Genomic DNA, 20,583 nt, shown 5'->3' on the forward strand with positions numbered 1-20,583 from the left:
CGGCGGGCCAGTCGGCGATCAGCGATCGCCCGGCGTTGCCGCGAGGTTCGACGTGCTATCAAGACACGTCATCTGGCGGTAAGTTGCATCGATGACACTGCGACGCAGCGGCGCCCGTTTCTGTCCGGCGCTCACGCGACATAGCGCGCGACGCTCACGAACTGGCACAGGCTGCCTGCGAGCACGAACAGATGCCAGATTCCGTGTCCGTGCCGGATGCGCTCGTCGTTGATGAAAAAATAAATGCCGGCGCTGTAAATCACGCCGCCCGCCACCAGCCACGCGGTCCCCGCGGTTGGCAGCGCCGTCACGAGCGGATGAATGGCAACGAGCGCGAGCCATCCCATCAGCACGTACAGCATCATCGATACGCTGCGGGTTCGGCGCCCGAGCGTGAGTTCCTGCGTGATGCCGAGCACGGCAAGCCCCCAGCTCACGCCGAAGAGCGACCAGCCCCAGGGACCACGCAAGGTCACTAGTGTATACGGCGTGTAGCTGCCCGCGATCAACAAGTAGATGGCCGAGTGATCGCACTTCTGCAGCACCGCTTTCATGCGCGGCGTACGCGCGCAGTGATACAGCGTGGAGACGATGTAGAGCGCGCAGAGCATCGCGCCATACACCGAGAAGCTGACGACCTTGTACGCGTCGCCGTCGAGCGCGCCCATGATCACGAGGGCGGTCAGTCCCGCCACCGAGAGCAGCGCGCCGATCAAATGGCTGATGCTGTTGAAACGCTCACCTGCATGCATGACACCCTGCCGCAAAAACGAATGCGCAAAAAAGCAAAGGGCGCGGCCCCAACTACGAAGGCTGCGCCCCAGAGCGTATTGTACGCTGTCGATGCGATGAACGTCGGCAGTGGCCGTCGGACCTCAGTCGAGCGGTGCCGAACGCAGGTTGCTCACCTGCTGCGGCGACACCGGCGTGCCGTGGTTGCCCCACGACATCCGGATGTACGTCACGACCGCGGCGACATCCGTATCCGACAGCGACTGCGCGAAAGGCGGCATGCCGTGCGGCATGGGGTTGCCTTCCGTACTCGGCGGATAGCCGCCGTTCAGCGTCATGCGGATCGGATTGACGGCCGATTGCATCTGGATCGACGGGTTGTTCGCGAGCGGCGGGTAAGCAGGCGGCTTGCCGAGACCGTTCTCCGCGTGGCACTTCGCGCAGTTCTCGGTGTACACCTTCTTGCCCAGCGTGAGCAGCTCGCCGCCGAATTTGTCGGAGGTCTCGAGCTGCATGACTTCCGGCGCTTCCTTCTTCTGCGGGATCGACTTGAGATACGTCGACATCGCGTTGATGTCCGCGTCGGTCATGTACTGCAGGCTGTTATGGACCACTTCGGCCATCGGACCGAACACCGCGCCGCGCTGCGACACGCCGGTCTTCAGCAGATCGTTGATGTCCTTGATGTCCCAGTCGCCGAGACCCGCTTCCTTGTTCGACGTGAGCGACGGCGCATACCAGTTCTGCAGCGGGATCAGGCCGCCGGCGAAGGCCGCCGAGTTGACCGGGCCGCCCATCGCGTTGATCGACGTGTGGCACATGCCGCAGTGGCCGAGGCCTTCGACGAGATACGCGCCGCGGTTCCATTCGACCGACTTGGTCGGATCCGGCTTGTACTCGCCTTCGCTGAAGAACAGCGTGCGCCAGCCGATCAGCAGGTTGCGGTTGTTGAACGGGAAGCGCAGTTCATGCGGACGGCTCGGCTCGGAAACCGGCGGGACCGAGCGCAGGTACGCGTAGATCGCGTCGGAGTCGGCGCGCGTGACCTTCGTGTAGCTCGTGAACGGGAAGCCCGGATACAGCAGCGAACCGTCCTTCGAGCGGCCGGTGTGCATCGCGCGATAGAAGTCGTCGGAGGTCCACTTGCCGATGCCGTATTGATCGTCCGGCGTGATGTTCGGCGTGAACATCGTGCCGAACGGCGTGGCCATCGGCAGGCCGCCCGCGAACTGCTTGCCGCCGCGCACCGTGTGGCACGCGATACAGTCGCCGGCGCGCGCGAGGTACTCGCCTTGCTTGACGAGCGCGGCTTTGTCGGCAGGCGTTGCCGCGATGGCGCCGCCCGAATGCAGATTGTCGCCGCCCGACCAGAGGACGGCGCCGGCTGCGACGGCTGCCACCACGACAGCCGAGGAAAGTGCGAACAGGGACTTGCGTTTCATTATGTTGTCGCTCCAGACGCCTTATTGCGGTTCGCTGCCGCACTTGAGCGGCATCTTCAACGAGCCAGCGGGCGCGGGCACCGGGTTGGCGGGTGCTTGTTGCGTGGACAGCCAGGCGGCGACGGCGGTCACGTCGTCGTCCGTCAGGCGCGAGGCGATCTGCTGCATGCAGTCGGGCGCCTTCGCGTGACGCGTGCCCGACTTCCATGCGCCGACTTGCGCGCTGATGTAGTCCGAATGCAGGCCGACGAGACCCGGGATGGCCGGCTGCATGCCGGTCAGACCCTTGCCGTGGCAGGCCGCGCACGCGGGAATGTTCTTCGAGCTATCGCCGTTCAGCACGATCTGCTGGCCGCGCGCGAGCGCCGTGGCCGAGACATTCGACTTGGCCGGCTGCGGATACGGCGGACGCTGGTTCGAGAAGTACGTCGCGATCTGATGAAGGTAATCGTCCGAGAGATACGTGACGAGGTAGTTCATCGGCGGGTACTTGCGCCGGCCTTCGCGGAAGTTCTGGAGCTGGTTGTACAGGTAGTCGGCAGGTTTGCCGGCAAGACGCGGGAAGTAGTCGTTGTCCGTGCCTTCACCGTGAACGCCGTGGCACGCGGTGCAGCCTTGCACGCGAGCGGCCATCGTATCCGGTGCGATCGGCTGGTTTTGCGCCTGCGCGGCGGAGCTGAAAACGCCAGCGCTGCCTACCAGAGCCGAGGCAAAAGCCATAGCGAGCAGCGGACGAAAAATGCGTCTTGAAAACACGCGACACTCCATGAAATTCGGGGACCTGCCGAGCTTCGTGCGGCTCGGTGCGAAGGTGGCGAACCACGGCCACGCAAGGGGCGGTGGGTGGCGGACCACGGCCACAGCGGCTCGACGAGCCTCTGATGCGACGCGGCATTCTATCATCGAAGCATGATGATGACTATTTGACACAATCTGGCTCTAAGTCCCACTGCAGCGCATTCGCGACAATATGCCGCGCGGCTATTGACCGCCCGCGACGAACCCGGGATGCACGCACGCTTCATTGCGTTTCGACAAATCATCGACCCGAATGAGCCGCGTCATTCCGACGTGCTTCATGCAGTTTCGGAAGCGTCCGGCAAAAATTCAAGGCGTTTCGCGCGCGTTCGATGTTGTGCTGCACCGTGGAGGTTCGTTTAGACTCCGCACGTTCTCCTCGATGACCCCCGTTTCCGCAAGCGGCATTCACGCCGCGACCCGTTCCGCATGATGAACGACGATCCTCTCTGGTTGGCTCAAACCGCGTTCGCGGCGCTTGCCGACATCGCCTTTGCAACTGCGCTCGGCGCGTTGCTCCTGAACGCGTGGCTGTCCCGCGAACAGGCGTTCGCTCCCGTGTCGCCCGCGCGGCTCGGCTGGCGGCGCGCGGCGCGAGGCGGCCTGGCCGCTGCGGCGGCTCTGATGCTGTGCAATTTAGTTTCGTTGTGGCTGCAGTCGGCGGCGATGAGCGGCGCGCCGCTCGCCGACGCGGGCGCGTCGCTGTGGCTCGTCGCGACGGGCACGCATGCGGGCATCGGCTGGTCGGTCGCGCTGGCGGGCAGCGTGCTGTTGTCGTTGGCGGCGGCGGGCGGCGGTCCGCTATCGGCTTCGCGGATCGGATGGGCGGGGCTCGCCGCGCTGATCGTCGCGGCGGGCAAGTCGGCGATCGGCCATGCCGCCGATGCGGGCACGTTCTCCGTTGCCGAAGCGGTCCAGACGCTTCATCTGCTCGCGACGGGCGTATGGGGCGGCATCGTGATCGCGGGGGCGTTCGTGTTGCCGGCGCTCGATACGTCGGTGGCGCGCGCGTTCCTGATCCGCACGGTCGCGCGGATGTCGCGCACGGCGACGATCGCCGTTGCGTTCGTCGTCCTGACGGGCATCTTCAATGCGTGGCGCGGCATCGGCGGCTCGCCTTCGGTGCTGACCGCGAGCGCATGGGGTCACGCGCTGATCGTGAAAATCGTGCTGATTGCGGCGGCGCTCGCGTTCGGCGCGCTCAATCGATGGTCGGGGCTGCCGCGCCTGCAACGCTCGGCATCGACGATGGACGCCCACACGGTCATCAACGTGATCCGGATCGAAGCGGTGACGATGGCGGGTGTTTTCGTGGCAGCGGCGGTGCTGTCGCACAGCGTGCCGGGGGCGGCGCTCGTGAATTGATGCGCGAGCCGCCGTGCTGATCTGGATGGCGAAACAAGTGGCAGCGCGCTTATTCGTACCCGAGTCTGTGACTGACGATCGGCGCGCAAAAAAGCGCCACCGCGCAGCCGACGATCTTGCCCTGCAGCTCGACGAACGCCGTATGCGAATCGGCGATGAAGATCACTTCGAGCAACTGCGGCAGGCAGAAAACAACCGCCGCGCCGATGAACCAGCGCGTCACCGACGAGATGCGCCAGCCTTGCTGAGCGCCGATGCCGGCGGCCACCACGCGCGCGACGCCCAGCGCGACGAGCGAGCCGACCGCCAGTTGCGCCCGGACGTATTCATCGGGGAGGGCGTGCCACATGATCATTCTCGCTTTTGCCGGTGACTATTGGCAAGCCTATGCGCAAGAAGCTCGCCAGTATGTACGAGAAAACGCAGAGCGCGCCCGGCGCTCAGAACGTGTGCTCGGGACCGGGAAAGCTGCCTTCCTTCACCGCGCGCACATACGCTTCGACGGCTGCGAAGATGCTCGGCTGGCCCTGCATGAAATCCTTGACGAAGCGCGGCCGCTTGCCGTGGAAGATGCCGAGCATGTCGTGCAGCACGAGCACTTGCCCGGAACAGTCGATGCCCGCGCCGATGCCGATCGTCGGAATCGCGAGCGCTTGCGTGACTTCGCGTGCGAGCAACGTCGGCACCGCTTCGATCACGAGCAGTTGCGCGCCCGCTTCCTGCAGCGCGATGGCGTCGCGCTTCATCTGCTCGGCGGCCGCTTCGGACTTGCCCTGCACCTTGAAGCCGCCGAACGCATGCACCGATTGCGGCGTGAGCCCCACGTGACCGCACACCGGAATCGAGCGCTCGACCAGAAAGCGCACCGTCTCCGCGAGCCATTCGCCGCCTTCGATCTTGACCATCTGCGCGCCCGCGCGCATCAGCGCAACGGCGTTCGCGTAGGCATCTTCCTTCGAGCCGATGGTGCCGAACGGCATGTCCGCGACGATGAGCGCGCTCTTGTTGCCGCGCGCGACCGACGCCGTGTGATACGCGATGTCGGCGAGCGTGACGGGCAGCGTCGTGCCGTGACCTTGCAGCACGTTGCCGAGCGAGTCGCCGATCAGCATGACGTCGACGCCCGCGCGCTCGAGCAGCGCGGCGAAGCTCGCGTCGTAGCATGTCAGCATCACGATGCGTTCGCCCGCCTCGCGCATGGCCTGGAGCTTGGGGACGGTGATCGTCGAGCGATTCGTTTCCTGCAGATACGTCATGATCGTTTCACTAGAGAGAGTAGCCGGGAGACGAGTTCAGACCGATACGCCTTTGACGAAGAATTCCTTGCGTCCGCGCATGGTCTCGATGCGCTCGACCAGCAGCGCAAGATCTTCATCCGATGCAAGCGGGTTCAGGTGCTCGGCGTTCACCGTGAGCAACGGCGTTGCGTCGTAGTGATAGAAGAACTCGTTATAAGCATCGCAGAGCGCGCGCAGATACGAATCCGAAATCTGCAATTCCATGGGCAGCGCGCGTTTCTGAATGCGCGAGAACAGCACTTCCGGGCTCGCCTGCAGATAGATGACGAGATCGGGCGCGGGCCCGCTCGAACGAATGTGCGAGGCGATGTCCCTGTACAACTGGAACTCGTCGTCCGGCAGTGTGAGGCGCGCGAAAAGCTCGCTCTTTTGCGTGAGGAAGTCCGTCATCAACGTGGCGCCGCTCGTGACGATATCGGCGGCTTCCTTCGTCTGCGATGCGCGCTGCAACGCGAAGCTCAACTGCGTGGCGAGTGCGTGCCGCGTGGTGTCGCGGTAAAAGCGCTCGAGAAACGGATTGTCCTGCGGGCGCTCGAAGAGCGTGCGCATCGACCAGCGTTCGGCGAGCAGCGTCGCGAGCGTGGTCTTGCCGACGCCGATCGGACCTTCGATCGCGATATAGCGGTGCGGCGGCCGCAACTGCGGCGCGGTGACGGTGAGTGGCGGAACGCTCATCGGCAGTCTGTCTTGTTGGAAGAGGCGGGGGGAGTCGGGTTCGCGTCGGCGCTCGTGCCGCGCGCCTGCGTACCGACCATGCACTGACACGTGGCAACCTTCTCGATGCGCTGATCGGCAACGCCCGCGATGAACGCATCCGCGCGGCCGCGTTGAGGAAGGATGAGATCGGGCTCGAGCTCGACGAGCGGCACGAGCACGAAGGCGCGCTCGGTCATGCGCGGATGCGGCACGACGAGATCCGCTTCGTCGATGCTCGATGCGCCGTACAGCAGGATATCGAGATCGAGCGTGCGCGGCGCATTGCGATACGGCCGCTCGCGCCCGAACTGCAACTCGATGTGATGACACAGACGCAGCAGCGATCGGGCGGGCAGGCTCGTCTCGAGCTTGACGACGCAATTGAAATAATCGTCGCCCGATGCATCGATCGGCGCGGTGCGATAGAGGCTCGATTTCGCGAGCACGGTGATCGTGTGCTGCTGGGCGAGACACACGACTGCGTCTTTCAGGGTCTGGCGCGCATCGCCGAGATTCGCTCCCAGGCCCAGATAAGCAATCGTCATGGCAGAAGTCCTACGCGTGGGTCACAGCGAAAAGCGGGAAAGCGAAATCGCTCTTCGCTACTGTAACCAAAACCGGCGTTATTCGTTGTCGGCGCCTTCGCGCTTGTTCGCCGCACTGGATTCCGCGTCGCCCTGGTCTGCTTGCGCGGTCTGCTCCGCCGGCTCGCCCGTGCGACGCTTCGCGTTGCTGCGACGGCGCCGCTTCTTTGGCGCGCTGCGGTCCTTGCCGCCTTGCGACAACATCGCTTCGCGCGCGGCGTGATCGCCGTCGATGAAATCGCCCCACCATTGACCGATGGCCGCATCGAGCTCGCCCGATTCGCAACGCAGTAGCAGGAAATCATACCCCGCTCTGAATCTTTGGTGTTCGAGCAGCTTCAGCGCGCTGCGGCCACGCTTTTCCAGCCGATGCTGAAGACCCCAGATCTCGCGCATGTCCGACGAGTAGCGCTTGTGGATCGCAAGCTTTTCGGTCTGCATGTCGAGCACGTCGTCCATCGCGCGATGCAACGCGGGCACCGGATATTCGCCGTTCGCCGTGAATTGCTGCCAGCGCGTCTGCACGTCGTGCCACAAGAGCGTGGCGAACAGGAAGCCCGGCGACACCGGCTTGTTCGCGCGCACGCGTTCATCGGTGCTGGTCAGCGCGAGCGTCACGAACTTCTCGCCGTGCGGCTGCTCGAGCACGACATCGAGCAAGGGCAGCACGCCGTGATGCAGGCCTTCCTGACGCAGACGCGTGAGACACGCGAGCGCATGGCCGGACAGCAGCAGCTTCAGCATCTCGTCGAAGAGGCGCGCAGCCGGCACGTTGTTCATCAGGTCGGCGAGATCCTGGATGGGCGCGCGCGTGGCTTCGTCGATCTCGAAGCCGAGCTTCGCCGCGAAGCGCACGACGCGCAGCATGCGCACCGGATCTTCGCGATAGCGCGTTGTCGGATCGCCGATCATGCGCAACAGGCGCGCGCGGATGTCGGCCATGCCGTCGTGATAGTCCAGCACGGTTTGCGTGGCCGGATCGTAGTACATCGCGTTGATGGTGAAATCGCGGCGCGTGGCGTCTTCGTGCTGCTCGCCCCAGACGTTGTCGCGCAGGACGCGCCCGCTCGCATCGACGGCATGCGTGCGGCCGTCGAGCTCGCCGCGCTTGAGCCGTCGCGGCGGTTCGGCGGAAGGCTCGGGCGGGACATCCATGAGCGCGCGGAACGTGGAGGTCTCGATGATCTCCTGCCCGAACTGCACGTGCACGATCTGAAAGCGCCGTCCGATGATGCGCGCGCGGCGAAAGAGCTTCTGCACCTGATCCGGCGTGGCGTCGGTGGCGACGTCGAAATCCTTCGGCGCGACGCCGAGCAGGAGATCGCGCACCGCGCCGCCGACGATGAACGCGCGGTGCCCGGCCTGCTGCAAGCCTTCGGTCACGCGAATCGCGTTCTTCGAGATCAGCGACGGATCGATGCCATGAATGTCCGACGACAAGATGACCGGCACGTTCGGGTCGCGCCTCATAGTCGCGGCGGCTTTCTTGCGCGGGCTTTTGCGGGCGGGTTTGGCTTCGGAGGAAGCAGTCGGATTGTCGTTGGCCGCGCCTTCGATCGAATCGGCGCTGTCTTGCCCGAACAGCTTGCGGATGAGTTTTTTAATCACGTGTGTCGAAGAGATTCAGGATGCGCCAGCCTTTGGCTTGCGCATGCGCGCGCAGGGTGTCGTCGGGATTGGTGGCGACGGGGTCGGTGACGCGCTCGAGCAGCGGAATGTCGTTGTGCGAGTCGCTGTAGAAATAGCTGTGCTTGAAGTCGTCGAGCGTCTTGCCGAGCGACGCGAGCCATGCTTCGACGCGCACGATCTTGCCTTCGCGATAGCTCGGCGTGCCGCTCGGCCGCCCGGTGAGCGCGCCATGCGGATGATCGTCGACGGTCTCCACTTCGCACGCGATCAGGGTTTCGATGCCGAAGGCTTCCGCGATCGGCGCGGTGATGAACGCGTTGGTCGCGGTGACGAGGCAGCAGAGATCGCCGTTGTCCTGATGCTCGCGCACCAGCGTGACGGCCGCCGGCACGATGCGCGGATTGATCACCTCGCGCATGAACTGCGCGTGCCAGTCGGTGAGCTGCTCGCGCGAGTATTTCGCGAGCGGCGCGAGCATCGCGTGCAGATACGCGTTGATGTCGAGCACGCCTGCCTTGTAGTCGGCGTAGAAGGCGTCGTTCTGACGCGCGAAGGATTCCGCCTCGACGATGCCGAGCTTCACCATGAAGCGGCCCCATTCGTGGTCGCTGTCGGTGGGAATGAGCGTGTGATCGAGATCAAAGAGGGCGAGGTTCATGGGTGCGCATTTTACTTGAAGCGGGTCGGAGCGTTGTCCGGCGTGGCCGGGCTGGATTCGGGGCCGGGCGGATCGCCGAGGAGGTCGGCCGGTGTATCGGTCGGCGCATCGGTTGCGTGCTCCGGCGAGGTCACGGGGACGAGCGGCGCCGCGCGGCCGGTCTGCTGCAGCATCGCGCGCAGGAGCGGGCGCGTCACCGCGCGCTTTTGCTCCAGCGAGAAGCGGTCGAGCTCGTCGAGCAGGGCCATCAGGCTCGGCATGTCGCGGCGGAAGTGCGTGAGCAGATAGCCCGGCACGTCGTCGGCGAGCACGATGCCGCGCTCGCGCGCCGCGTGCTTCAGCACCGACGCCTTCGCGTCGTCCGAAAGCGGCTGCAGATGGAACACGAGACCCCAGCCGAGCCGGGTGCGCAGGTCCTCGCGCACGGTGAGCGCGAGCGGCGCGTCGTTGCCGGTCGCGACGAGCGCGCTCGTCGGATACGCGCGGACTTCGTTGAAGAGATTGAAGAGCGCGATCTGCTGCGCCGGCGACAGGCGGTCGCAATCGTCGACGGCGTAGAGCGTCACGCGCGGATCGAAGCCGAATGCGTTGAGCGCGCTTTGCGGGCTCAGATAGCGCGCGTGGCCGTTCGCCTCGTGCGTGAGCGCCTGCAGCAAGTGGCTGCGGCCGCTGCCCGGCTCGCCCCACACGTAGAACGTGCGGTCCGCGACCGGCCCGGCCGCGAGCGCGCCTTCGAGCTCGCGCAGCCGCGCGACCAGTTCATGGTTGCCGGCGGCAAAAAAATTGTCGAAGGTGGCGGGCGGCGGCGTGCCCAGATCGAGCGTCAGTTGGCGTTGCACGGGAGATCGATTTCGTCGGGGCTTCGAGCCGGGTAATATCTTGAAAATGAACGGATCAGCCGGGCCGTGGCGCGCGAAGCTGCCTTCGGCCGCTTCTTGCCCTCGTCACGCGGTCGGCCGCTCGATCCGTCTTTATCCCGAAAAGGGCGCCTTCACGGTGTTTCCCGCGCGCGGGAAATCCGGTTGGCCGGTCATCATCGGGTAAAATCGCATTTTACCGACCTTCGAGCACTCCCCTCCATGAATCAACCGAAATCCGCCTCTGACGCCCAAGGTTTGTCGTATCGCGACGCGGGCGTGGACATCGACGCGGGCGACGCGCTCGTCGATCGCATCAAGCCGTTTGCCAAGAAGACGTTGCGCGACGGCGTGCTGGGCGGCATCGGCGGATTCGGCGCGCTCTTCGAGGTGCCGAAGAAGTACAAGGAGCCGGTGCTGGTGTCGGGTACGGACGGCGTCGGCACGAAGCTGCGTCTGGCGTTCACGCTGAACAAACATGACACCGTCGGCCAGGATCTCGTCGCGATGAGCGTGAACGATATCCTCGTGCAGGGCGCCGAGCCGCTCTTCTTCCTGGATTATTTCGCGTGCGGCAAGCTGGATGTCGACACGGCCGCGGACGTCGTGAAGGGCATCGCGCAGGGTTGCGAGCTGGCCGGTTGCGCGCTGATCGGCGGCGAAACGGCGGAAATGCCGGGCATGTACCCGGACGGCGAGTACGATCTCGCGGGCTTCGCGGTCGGCGCGGTGGAAAAGAGCAAGATCATCGACGGCAGCACGATCAAGCCGGGCGATGTCGTGCTGGGTCTCGCGTCGAGCGGCATTCATTCGAACGGCTATTCGCTCGTGCGCAAGATCATCGAGCGCGCGAATCCGGATCTGAACGCCGATTTCGATGGCCGCACGCTGGCGGACGCGCTGATGGCACCCACGCGCATCTACGTGAAGCCGCTGCTTTCGGCGATGCAGAGCGTGACGGTGAAGGGCATGGCGCACATCACGGGCGGCGGTCTGGTCGAGAACATTCCGCGCGTGCTGCGCGAAGGCCTGACGGCCGAGCTGGATCATCGCGCGTGGCCGCTGCCGCCGCTTTTTGCGTGGCTGCAGAAGCATGGCGGCGTCGCGGACGCGGAGATGCATCGCGTGTTCAACTGCGGCATCGGGATGGCGGTGATCGTGGCGGCGGAAGATGCCGATGCGGCTACCGGATTGCTGTCCGGCGCGGGCGAGCAGGTGTGGAAGATCGGCGTCGTGCGCGAGAGCAAGGAAGGCGAAGCGCAGACGGTAGTGGTCTGATATTGCCGGGCCGTACAGTAAAAAACCCTCGCCGAGTGCGAGGGTTTTTTGTTTTGGGGGGCTATGGACGCGTTATCCGCTCCACCGCCTCCACCGCCCGCTCCGTCGCGTCCCCCGCGCAGCAATCCACCACGATTCTCTCCGGCATCGCCCGCAACCACGTCAACTGCCGCTTGCACAACTGCCGCGTCGCGAACACGCCCTTGTCGCGCATGTCGTCGTAGTTCGTCGCGCCGTCGAGGTATTCCCACGCTTGCCGATAGCCCACGCAACGCATCGACGGCATCGACAGATTCAGATCGCCGCGAGCACGCAACGCGCGAACTTCGTCGATGAAACCGTGCGCGAGCATCGCATCGAAGCGCGCGGCGATGCGCGCATGCAGCACCGCGCGATCCGAAGGCTCCAGCGCGACCGGCACGAAGCGATACGGCGCATCCGCGTCCTGGGAACGCGGCGCCGCGAGCAACGCGGACATCGGCTGCCCGCTCAGCATGAAGATTTCGAGCGCGCGCTGGATGCGCTGCGAATCGTTCGGCGCGAGACGCGCGGCCGTCGCCGGATCGACCGCCGCGAGCCGCGCATGCAGCGCGGGCCAGCCGTCGCGGGCGGCGTCGGCGTCGAGCGCGGCGCGCACATCGGCATCGGCGCCGGGGAGATCGTTCAGCCCTTGCGTGAGCGCCTTGTAGTACAGCATCGTGCCGCCGACGAGCAAGGGCACGTTGCCGCGCGCGACGATCTCGCCGACGAGCCGCAACGCATCCGCGCGAAACTGCGCGGCGGAATACGTGTCGGCCGGATCGATGATGTCGATCAGATGATGCGGTGCCGCCGCGCGCTCCGCGGCGCTCGGCTTGGCCGTGCCGATATCCATCTCGCGATAGACGAGCGCCGAATCCACGCTGACGATCTCGACCGGATGCCGCGCCGCGAACGCGAGCGCCGCCGCCGTCTTTCCCGATGCGGTCGGCCCGAGGAGACAGGCCACAGGCAAGGCGGAATCGCTCATTGTCCGCGCATGAAAAGGCGGTCGAGATCGGCGAGCGTGAGCTGATACCACGTCGGACGGCCGTGATTGCACTGATCGGCGCGCTCGGTCGCTTCCATCTGGCGCAACAGCGCGTTCATCTCGTCGAGCGTGAGCCGGCGGTTCGCGCGCACCGCGTTGTGGCAGGCGAGCGTGCCGAGCAGTTCGTGCTGGCGCTCGGTGAGCACGCGCGAGCCGCCGTATGCGTGCAGATCGGCCAGCACGGCGCGCGCGAGCGATTGCAGATCGGCGTCCTTCAGCAGCGCGGGCACGGCGCGGATCGCGATGGAAGTCGGCGAAAGCACGGCGAGATCGAAGCCGAGCGCATCGAGCGTGTCGCGCTCTTCCTCGACTATGCCGATCTCGACCGGCTCCGCCGTCATCGACACGGGAATCAGAAGCGGCTGCACGGCGATCGCGCGATCGGCTAGGGCGTGCTTGAACTGCTCGTAGAGAATGCGCTCGTGCGCGGCGTGCATGTCGACGATCACGAGCCCGCGCGCGTTCTGCGCCAGCACGTAGATGCCGTGAATCTGGCCGACGGCAAAGCCGAGCGGTTGTTCATCGGCGTGATCGAGCGCGCTGTCGTTCGCCATGAGCGGCGCCGATGGTTTCTCGTCGAATGTCGGATAAGGCGCGTCGATAGTCGTCGTCGCGCTTTGCGTGCCCGCGCCGACATCCTTGCGGCCGAAGAGCGCGTCATACAGCGCGAGCGGCTGCGCGACCGGCAGCGTGCCTTGCGTCATGCGCGACTGGCGCATCCACGAGGTGCCGTTCTCGCTCTTCAGCGTGAGCGTGTCCGGCGCGCCGACGAACGGCTTCGCACTGAACGACGCCGGCCCGGTGGGCTGCAACTGCGCCGCGTGCCCGCCCGATGTCGTCTCCGGCGAAGCGCCCGCGTGCCGCGCGAGCGCGCGCTGCACCGCATGGAAGACGTACTGGTGAATCGAGCGCGAATCGCGAAAGCGCACTTCGATCTTCGACGGATGCACGTTCACATCGACCGACTCGGGCGGCAGATCGAGAAACAGCACGTAGGCCGGATAGCGATTGCCGTGCAGCACGTCTTCATAGGCGGCGCGCACGGCGTGCGTGAGCAGCTTGTCGCGCACGAAGCGGCCGTTCACGAAGAAATACTGCTGATCCGCGCGGCCGCGGCTGGCGGTCGGCAAGCCCGCGCAGCCATACACGGCGAGCGGCCCGGCGCGCTCGTCGAGCGGCAGATGCGAGGTTTCGAACACCTCGCCGAGAATCTTCGCGACGCGCGTCTGCGGGTCGCTCGCGTTCCAGTGCTCGACGGCCTTGCCGTTGTGCATCACCGAAATCGCGACATCCGGCCGCGCGAGCGCGGTGCGGCGAATCACTTCGAGGCAATGCCCGAGCTCGGTCTGCTCGCTTTTCAGGAACTTGCGGCGCGCGGGCGTGTTGAAGTACAGCTCGCGCACTTCCATCGTCGTGCCGACGGTGCCCGCGGCGGGCGAGAGCGCGCCCGTCTGCGCGTCGATGCGCGTCGCGTGCGGGCAGCTTTCGGTGCGGCTCGTGATGAACAGCTCGGCTACGGACGCGATCGAGGCGATCGCCTCGCCGCGAAACCCGAGCGTGGCGACGGCTTCGAGATCGGCGAGGGAGCGAATCTTGCTGGTTGCATGGCGCATCAGCGCGAGCGCGAGTTCGTTCGGCGGGATGCCGCAGCCGTCGTCGGCGACCACGATGCGCTTCACGCCGCCTTCGTCGAGCGTGATGCGCAGGGTCGTCGCGCCCGCGTCGAGCGCATTTTCCAGCAGTTCCTTGACGACCGACGCCGGCCGCTCGACCACTTCGCCCGCGGCGATCTGGCTGATGAGCTGGTCGGGCAGCGGGGCAATGACGCGCGAACGGCGCGCGCCGTCGGCTGTCAAAGCGCCGGCGGAGGGTTCGTTGAGATCGGCCATGGCGAAATTATAGCGATTCGCAAGCCGCCGTCCGTCGCGCGCCCGCCATCCGTCCATGTCCGCCAACGCGGCGCGCAACGGCGCCTCGATGCGGGTTTTTAACCGGTGCGACGCGTCACTTCGGTATCATGGCGCGACTCCCATATTTCATGCCGCGCGCCGGTTTTCCCGGCGTCGGCGCAATTTTTTTCGAGGAAAGCTTTTTGGACACGCTGCTGCAATTCCTGGGACTCATCCTTCACATAGACAAGTCGCTCGGGGTCTTCATCCAGCATTACGGCGCCTGGGTCTACGCGGTATTGTTCCTGATCGTGTTCTGCGAAACCGGGCTCGTCGTGTTTCCGTTTCTGCCGGGCGATTCGCTGCTTTTCATCGGCGGCGCGTTTGCCGCATCGCACGAGATGGATCTGTTCGCGCTGATCGCGCTGCTGCTCATCGCGGCGATATCCGGCAACACGGTGAATTACTGGATCGGCCGCGCGATCGGGCCGAAGGTCTTCGACACGAACATTCCCGTGCTCGAGCGCTTTCTCGACCGCGCCGCGTTGCAAAAGACGCATAACTTCTATGAGAAGCACGGCGGCAAGACCATCGTGATCGCGCGTTTCGTGCCGGTGGTGCGCACGTTTGCGCCGTTCGTCGCGGGGGTGTCGTCGATGAGCCACACGCGCTTTCAGCTCTTCAACATCATGGGCGCGCTGATCTGGGTGCTGCTGCTGGTGCTGCTCGGCTATTTCTTCGGCAACATTCCGTTCATCAAGCAGTATCTGAACGTGATCGTGCTGGTGGGGATCGGTGCGGCGGTCGTGCCGATCGCGATCGGCGCGTTGTGGAAGATGAGCCGTCGCAATTCGAAGGCTTGAGGATGAGCCGATGCTCGCGCGGTCGCCGTGCGGCGCCGCGCGGGCGTCCTGAAGCGACCTTAGCCGCGGCGGAACAGGCGGATGATGAACAGCAGCAGCACCGCGCCGATCACGGCGGTGATCAGCGTGCCGAGGATGCCGCCGCCGAACGAGATGCCGAGGGTGCCGAAGAGCCATCCGCCGATCACGCCGCCGACGATGCCGACGATGATGTCGACGATCACGCCGAAGCCGCTGCCGTTCATGATGAGGCCGGCGAGCCAGCCGGCTACGCCGCCGATGATCAGGCTGAGGATGATGCCGTGTTGCATGAGGTGCATACGATGAGACTCCTGTGAGATGTTGAGTTGCGGGATGCAGGCGGAACCTTCATCCGGGCGCGGGGAATGTAGCGGAAATGACCGTCGGACGGGCGCGGCAACCGTCAAGGATTGTCGATGCCGGGAGGCATCCGTCCGTCGCGCGATCGGCGGCGCATGGGCGCCGCGGTGTACGTCAAAAATTTAGAATGCCAAAGGGTTTCCTCGGCAATGTCCGAAGTGTGTCGTTTAGGTCACTCGGACGAATTTGCGTCTGTAATGTTTTATGCTGGCGGGGTGGTGTTTTCTTAGAAATTGGGTGTTTCGCAGGACGAGCGGAAACGCGGCGCAAGACGCAGCCGACAGAGTGAAAAAGTTCAAGACGACAAGCATGAGAGAGCGGGTGGTGATGCACAAGAAAGGTTTCGGATCCAAGGGGACGGTCGCCTGCGCGGCGATCGTGGCGGGGGTAGTCGCGGGATTGGCGGGATGCACATCGACGCCGCGCACGCCGGCGCCGATCGTCGAGAATTCGGCGCTGAATGCGCCGCCGGTCGCGCAGGTCACGCCGCCGGACGTCACGCCGGCGCCGCTGATCGCGCCCGGCCCGACGGCCGCCGCGCCTGTCGCGCCGGGGTTTTATCGTGTGAAACCGGGCGATACGCTCTACGGCATCGCGCGCACCTTCAACCAGAAGCCCGCCGATCTGGCCAAGTGGAACAATCTGCCGGAAAGCAAGCAGGTGAACATCGGGCAGACGTTGCGCGTCGTGCCGCCGGGCGCATCGGCGGCGAGCACCGCCGCCGTGGCCCCCGCGACATCGAAGATGGCGCAGCCGCCGCTTTTGCCTACGCCGGAGAAATCGGCGGCCCAGAAACCCGTGGCGGAGAAACCCGTGGCGGAGAAGCCCGCGGCGGCCGAAGAGCGTCAACCCGCGGTCGCCGCCACCGCGCCCAAGGGCACCTTCGTCTGGCCCGCGCACGGAGAAGTCGTGCGCAAGTTCGGCACGAGCGGCAACAAGGGCATCGATATCGAGGGCAAGGTCGGACAGCCGGTCAAGGCGGCGGCGTCGGGCAAGGTGGTGTACGCCGGCAGCGGCTTGCGTTCCTACGGGCGCATGATCATCGTCAGGCACAGCAACGACTATCTGACCGCCTACGCGTACAACGAAAAGCTGCTCGTGAAGGAAGGCGACACCGTCAAGCAGGGCGCGACGATCGCGGACATGGGCACCGGCCCGAGCGGCACGCCGGCATTGCATTTCGAAGTGAGAAAATCCGGCGCGGCCGTCGATCCGGTGCCGCTGCTCAGCGCGGCGGGCGGCTGATTCGTCCGCCGGCACGAAGGGAGTCCAAGGTGAGGAAGATCGTGTTCGCCGCGCTGGCCGCGGCGTCGCTGGCGCTGCCGTTAACCGGCTGCGATCAGCAGCAGAGCGAGGAAGGCTTGAACAAGCTCAAGGCATTTTTCAATGCGGTGAAGCCGGACAACCTGCTGCTGAAGAATCTGCAGCCGGGCGTGACGACCGAGGCGCAGATCCGCGAACAGATGGGCGAGCCGGAAATGGAGCGCAAGTTCACGGACGGATCGAAGCGCCTCGAATATCCGCGCGGCCCGGCCGGAACGAACACCTACATGGTCGATATCGACTCCGACGGTCTCTTCGTTTCCGTGACGCAAGTGCTCACCGCCGAGAATTTCGCGAAGGTGCGGCCTGGCATGACGATGGACGAAGCCCGCCGCCTGCTCGGCAAGCCGACCGAGGTCGCGGAATATCGCCTGAAGAAGGAGCGCGTCTGGAGCTGGCATTGGCTGGAGGATGGCGTGAATCAGGACGCGATGTTCAACGCGCACTTCGGGCCCGACGGCACGGTCGTGACCACATCGCGTTCCGAAGCGATCCGCGGCGGCCAGCGCTGATTCATCCGCTCACGAACCATGAACGATTCTGTCATCTGCGATACGCGTCTCCGTCTGATGGACGAAGCGTCGCGCTATCGCGATCAGGCGTTCGAGGATGGCGGCGAGCCTCTGTCGATACGCTGGGAGTGCGGCCGCGGTCATAGCTGGGACAAAGCGCTCGACGTCGAGCACAACGTGCGCTGTATGAACTGCACGGCGGAGCGGCGCGAGAGAGAGACGAGGCGCCTGCGCGAACTGGCGGAGGTGCGCGGCGGCGCGCTGCTTTCGCGCCGCTACGTGGACGCCGCGACGCCGCTCACCTGGCGATGCGCATACGGCCACGAGTGGGACGCCCGTCCCGGCACGGTATCGCGTCACTGGTGCGCGCAATGCGCGCGTACGTTGTTCGCCTGTATCCGCTGATCCGTTCAGCCGCCATTCAGCGCCGCGACCGGTTCACTCGCCGAACCGTGCAACGCGTTCCGGCGAGGCAAAAGAAAAAGCCGGCGAATGCCGGCTTTTGAACTTCGTTGTCGGGACGCCGGCTTCCTTCGCCTGCGACTCGCCGCGCCGTTGGCAAAAGCTCGCGCTGTGTTTTTATTGTTGCGCTCTGCTTTTACCCACGACCCGGCCGAGTGCCGCCCATCCTGTTTTTCGGTCTCTCAGCGCGTTTTGCTGCTTCCCCCCGTGCGCTGGAATAAGTATTGCCAACGTCGATTTCTCGGAATGTACGCTCGCAAACACATTCGCAGAATGATAAGCGTATTAGGGGAAAGCCCTGATCTCAGGCGTGGCTTTTAGCCAACGGACGACACCGCTTGCGTCCCGACGCCCGAGCGCATGTTCGCCGCGACGAGCGATTGCGTGACCATGCGCGCTTCCGCCTCTGCGATGTGTTCGAGCGTCGCGTCTTGCAGTTGCGCCGCGAGGACGGCGAGCGCCGTGCAGAGCCGCGCGTGCTCGCCTTCATCGAGCGTCCAGGCGCCTTCGGCCGAGTGGCGCGCATCCAGCTCGACCAGCGCTTCGTGCGCGAGCGTGATGTCGTTCTCGTCATCCGGCGCATGACCGAGCTGGCACAACTCCTCCGCGACCAGCATGTGACGGCACAGCGCCATGAAGAGCGCGTGCGAGCCGTGCCCGCGATGAAACGCGTCGAGCGCCACGTAGCATCGCAGCAACATCGCGTCGATCATCGGTTCGCGCGCCGTGCGGTTGTACGTCAGCGCGCGCAGCAGCGGCGACATCGCGGGACGGGCGGATTTCATGTTCGTCGATTTCCTCTTCACGACAGTGCTCCCAAAGAAGGTTCTCGCGTACGCGGCGGCGGTTCGCCGCGCCGCCGGATGCGTGTTGATGCGTTTGACGTCGCAAGCATCATCGCAGCGGAAAATGAGCGGTGAATTAGGGCGCTCACGCGGGCGTCAGCGTCTCGCCGGACACGTGCACCTTCTGGCCGACCGCCACGCCGGGCGCGGCCTCATAGTTGAAGTTGCGCACGCTGCCGTCGTTCATGCGGACCTGCACCTGATAGGTCGTCGCCTTGTGAACCACGTGTTCGATCTGATTGCCCGCGAGCCCGCCGCCGATCGCACCGATGATCGTCGCCGCCGTGCGTCCGCGGCCATTGCCGATCTGCGTGCCCGCGAGGCCGCCGACCACCGCGCCGCCGATCGCGCCGAGGCCGGTCGTCGGCTGCGCGGTCTGCACGGCGTTGACGGCCGTCACTTCGCCGGCGTAGGGATCGTAGGCGGGCGCGGGAGGCGGCGTGTACGAAGCGTTTTCCTGAACGGGCGCGGGGCGGCGCACCGGCGTCGGATGATGCCCACGCACGGCGCGCGGCAAGGATGCAGCCGGTTGCGTCGCGGCCGCGGGCTGCGATGCCTGCGAGACGGGCTGCGACGCTTGCGTCACGGGCTGCGAAGCCTGCGTCACCGCTTGCGTCTTCACGACCTGCGCATCGACGAGCGGCGAAGCGGTGACCGTCGTGGCCGTCGCTTTCGACGACGGCAGCAGACCTGTCATGGCCGCGACGCCCGTGCCGCACGCGAGGATGACCGATACGGCGGCCGCCGCGACGAGCGGATGAATGCGGGACGGCTTCGTTTGAATCTCGGGAACGGCGTTCATGGCAGCGACTCCTGTGGATGCCTGCTAGCTATAACGCCGCGCAACGTGCGCGGTGGACGCGGTTGCTGTGACATTTGTAAGCAAAAATCGCAAGACGGCCGGCCTAGGGTGAATACACATGTTGCGTTAATTTTTTCGATGGCAACATATGTATCATTCCACACGAAAAGAGGAAGCCATGAAATTCAAGCCGCTCGCATCCACTCTGGCGCTTGCCGCGCTTTCGCTCGTCACGGGGGCGAGCTACGGCCAGGACGGTCAGTCGACGCTGGCGAAGGTGCAGAACGTCAATCTGATCGCGATCGGCCATCGCGAGACGTCGGTGCCGTTCTCGTATGTCGATGCGAGCAACAACGTCGTCGGTTTTTCGCAGGACCTGTGCAACAAGGTGATCGACGCAGTCAAGGCGAAGACGAAGCATCCTGATCTACGCGTGCGCTTCATTCCGGTGACGTCGCAGAATCGCATTTCGCTCGTGCAGAACGGCACGGTCGATCTCGAATGCGGTGTGACGACCAATCTCACGTCGCGGCAGAATCAGGTCGCGTTCTCCGATACGTTCTTCGTCGCGACGACGCGCCTGCTCACGAAGAAGGATTCCGGCATCAAGGACTTTCCGGATCTCGCGGGCAAGACCGTCGTGACGAATCAGGGCACGACGTCGGAGCGCATCCTGCGCAAGATGAACGAAGAGAAGAAGATGAACATGAGCATCATCAGCGCGAAGGACTACGGCGAAGGGCGCGCGACGCTCGAAACCGGCCGCGCGGTGGCCTACATGATGGACGACGTGCTGCTTGCGGGCACGCGCTCGCTGACGGCGAAGCCTTCGGACTGGGTGCTGGTCGGCACGCCGCAGTCGTCGGAGGCGTACGGCTTCATGATGAGGAAGGACGATCCGGAGTTCAAGAAGCTCGTCGACGACGCGCTGAGCCAGGTGATGAAGAGCCCCGAGATCAACACGATGTACGACAAGTGGTTCACGAAACCCGTGCCGCCGAAGAACATCAACTTTGATTTCCCGATGAGCGACACGATGAAGAAGCTCTACGCGGAACCGAACGACAAGGCGTTCGAATGACGAACGGGCCGGGCGCGAA

At 65.1% G+C, this 20,583-nt stretch carries 22 protein-coding genes; 7 read left to right on the top strand and 15 right to left on the bottom strand.

Annotated elements, in window-relative coordinates:
• Positions 1–131: 131 nt before the first annotated feature.
• The 3 genes from trhA to AWB78_RS11495 all read right to left on the bottom strand — a co-directional run bounded on the left by trhA (position 132) and on the right by AWB78_RS11495 (position 2,942).
• Positions 132–752: a PAQR family membrane homeostasis protein TrhA gene (trhA, locus tag AWB78_RS11485; protein WP_062604696.1), complete on the bottom strand. Its 621-nt coding sequence runs from the start codon at positions 750–752 to the stop codon at positions 132–134.
• A gap of 123 nt (positions 753–875) precedes the next feature.
• Entirely contained in the window at positions 876–2,174 is a 1,299-nt protein-coding gene (locus AWB78_RS11490; protein ID WP_062604697.1) for a c-type cytochrome, read from the bottom strand.
• Positions 2,175–2,195: 21 nt separating this feature from the next.
• Positions 2,196–2,942 (bottom strand): c-type cytochrome, encoded by a 747-nt coding sequence (locus AWB78_RS11495; protein WP_062604698.1) that lies wholly within the window; start codon positions 2,940–2,942, stop codon positions 2,196–2,198.
• A gap of 462 nt (positions 2,943–3,404) precedes the next feature.
• On the opposite strand from AWB78_RS11495, the gene AWB78_RS11500 reads away from it, so the two are divergent.
• Positions 3,405–4,337 (top strand): CopD family protein, encoded by a 933-nt coding sequence (locus AWB78_RS11500; protein ID WP_062604770.1) that lies wholly within the window; start codon positions 3,405–3,407, stop codon positions 4,335–4,337.
• Between the two features lie 49 nt (positions 4,338–4,386).
• On the opposite strand, the gene AWB78_RS11505 is transcribed toward AWB78_RS11500, so the two are convergent.
• The 7 genes from AWB78_RS11505 to hda all read right to left on the bottom strand — a co-directional run bounded on the left by AWB78_RS11505 (position 4,387) and on the right by hda (position 10,041).
• The gene (locus AWB78_RS11505; protein WP_062604771.1) at positions 4,387–4,686 is read right to left on the bottom strand and encodes a hypothetical protein; all 300 of its coding nucleotides are present in this window, start codon (positions 4,684–4,686) and stop codon (positions 4,387–4,389) included.
• Positions 4,687–4,777: 91 nt separating this feature from the next.
• Positions 4,778–5,593 (bottom strand): 3-methyl-2-oxobutanoate hydroxymethyltransferase, encoded by an 816-nt coding sequence (gene panB / locus AWB78_RS11510; protein WP_062604699.1) that lies wholly within the window; start codon positions 5,591–5,593, stop codon positions 4,778–4,780.
• 36 nt (positions 5,594–5,629) lie between these two features.
• Positions 5,630–6,310: a deoxynucleoside kinase gene (locus AWB78_RS11515; protein WP_062604700.1), complete on the bottom strand. Its 681-nt coding sequence runs from the start codon at positions 6,308–6,310 to the stop codon at positions 5,630–5,632.
• Positions 6,307–6,876, bottom strand: coding sequence for a 2-amino-4-hydroxy-6-hydroxymethyldihydropteridine diphosphokinase (gene folK, locus AWB78_RS11520; RefSeq protein ID WP_062604701.1), 570 nt, complete (start codon positions 6,874–6,876; stop codon positions 6,307–6,309). The genes AWB78_RS11515 and folK overlap by 4 nt, the downstream gene beginning before the upstream one ends.
• Before the next feature lie 78 nt (positions 6,877–6,954).
• Positions 6,955–8,523, bottom strand: a complete 1,569-nt coding sequence (pcnB, locus tag AWB78_RS11525; RefSeq protein WP_062604702.1) for a polynucleotide adenylyltransferase PcnB — start codon at positions 8,521–8,523, stop codon at positions 6,955–6,957.
• Positions 8,516–9,202 carry a histidinol-phosphatase gene (locus tag AWB78_RS11530; protein ID WP_062604703.1) on the bottom strand — a complete coding sequence of 229 codons (687 nt, stop codon included), beginning with the start codon at positions 9,200–9,202 and terminating at the stop codon, positions 8,516–8,518. Before AWB78_RS11530 ends, pcnB begins: the two co-directional genes overlap by 8 nt.
• 11 nt (positions 9,203–9,213) lie before the next feature.
• Entirely contained in the window at positions 9,214–10,041 is an 828-nt protein-coding gene (gene hda / locus AWB78_RS11535) for a DnaA regulatory inactivator Hda (protein WP_062604704.1), read from the bottom strand.
• A 240-nt stretch (positions 10,042–10,281) separates the two neighbouring features.
• On the opposite strand from hda, the gene purM reads away from it, so the two are divergent.
• On the top strand, positions 10,282–11,337 hold the full coding sequence (gene purM / locus AWB78_RS11540) for a phosphoribosylformylglycinamidine cyclo-ligase (protein ID WP_062604705.1): 1,056 nt from the start codon (positions 10,282–10,284) through the stop codon (positions 11,335–11,337).
• Positions 11,338–11,398: 61 nt separating this feature from the next.
• On the opposite strand, the gene miaA is transcribed toward purM, so the two are convergent.
• On the bottom strand, positions 11,399–12,346 hold the full coding sequence (gene miaA / locus AWB78_RS11545; protein WP_062604706.1) for a tRNA (adenosine(37)-N6)-dimethylallyltransferase MiaA: 948 nt from the start codon (positions 12,344–12,346) through the stop codon (positions 11,399–11,401).
• The gene (mutL, locus tag AWB78_RS11550) at positions 12,343–14,295 is read right to left on the bottom strand and encodes a DNA mismatch repair endonuclease MutL (RefSeq protein ID WP_062604772.1); all 1,953 of its coding nucleotides are present in this window, start codon (positions 14,293–14,295) and stop codon (positions 12,343–12,345) included. The genes miaA and mutL overlap by 4 nt, the downstream gene beginning before the upstream one ends.
• A gap of 203 nt (positions 14,296–14,498) precedes the next feature.
• On the opposite strand from mutL, the gene AWB78_RS11555 reads away from it, so the two are divergent.
• Positions 14,499–15,158 (top strand): DedA family protein, encoded by a 660-nt coding sequence (locus AWB78_RS11555; RefSeq protein WP_062604773.1) that lies wholly within the window; start codon positions 14,499–14,501, stop codon positions 15,156–15,158.
• A gap of 59 nt (positions 15,159–15,217) precedes the next feature.
• On the opposite strand, the gene AWB78_RS11560 is transcribed toward AWB78_RS11555, so the two are convergent.
• Complete coding sequence (locus tag AWB78_RS11560; RefSeq protein ID WP_062604774.1) at positions 15,218–15,469, bottom strand: GlsB/YeaQ/YmgE family stress response membrane protein; 252 nt, start codon at positions 15,467–15,469, stop codon at positions 15,218–15,220.
• 379 nt (positions 15,470–15,848) lie between these two features.
• On the opposite strand from AWB78_RS11560, the gene AWB78_RS11565 reads away from it, so the two are divergent.
• Genes AWB78_RS11565 through AWB78_RS11575 form a run of 3 tightly spaced genes read left to right on the top strand, consistent with a single transcriptional unit; the run spans position 15,849 to position 17,779 of the window.
• Positions 15,849–16,784: a peptidoglycan DD-metalloendopeptidase family protein gene (locus tag AWB78_RS11565; protein ID WP_062604775.1), complete on the top strand. Its 936-nt coding sequence runs from the start codon at positions 15,849–15,851 to the stop codon at positions 16,782–16,784.
• Positions 16,785–16,813: 29 nt separating this feature from the next.
• Entirely contained in the window at positions 16,814–17,374 is a 561-nt protein-coding gene (locus AWB78_RS11570) for a hypothetical protein (protein ID WP_062604707.1), read from the top strand.
• 18 nt (positions 17,375–17,392) lie between these two features.
• Positions 17,393–17,779, top strand: a complete 387-nt coding sequence (locus AWB78_RS11575; protein WP_062604708.1) for a hypothetical protein — start codon at positions 17,393–17,395, stop codon at positions 17,777–17,779.
• Between the two features lie 374 nt (positions 17,780–18,153).
• Here AWB78_RS11575 and AWB78_RS11580 read toward each other — a convergent pair whose 3' ends face one another.
• Together AWB78_RS11580 and AWB78_RS11585 are read right to left on the bottom strand one after the other, a co-directional pair.
• Positions 18,154–18,642, bottom strand: a complete 489-nt coding sequence (locus AWB78_RS11580; protein ID WP_082883288.1) for a hypothetical protein — start codon at positions 18,640–18,642, stop codon at positions 18,154–18,156.
• A 124-nt stretch (positions 18,643–18,766) separates the two neighbouring features.
• Positions 18,767–19,483: a glycine zipper 2TM domain-containing protein gene (locus tag AWB78_RS11585; protein WP_062604710.1), complete on the bottom strand. Its 717-nt coding sequence runs from the start codon at positions 19,481–19,483 to the stop codon at positions 18,767–18,769.
• Positions 19,484–19,661: 178 nt separating this feature from the next.
• Between AWB78_RS11585 and AWB78_RS11590 the strand changes: the two genes are divergently transcribed.
• The gene (locus AWB78_RS11590) at positions 19,662–20,564 is read left to right on the top strand and encodes a glutamate/aspartate ABC transporter substrate-binding protein (protein WP_062604711.1); all 903 of its coding nucleotides are present in this window, start codon (positions 19,662–19,664) and stop codon (positions 20,562–20,564) included.
• Positions 20,565–20,583 lie beyond the last annotated feature (19 nt).

Origin of the sequence: Caballeronia calidae, from assembly GCF_900044055.2 — a bacterium.
GTDB lineage: Bacteria > Pseudomonadota > Gammaproteobacteria > Burkholderiales > Burkholderiaceae > Caballeronia > Caballeronia calidae.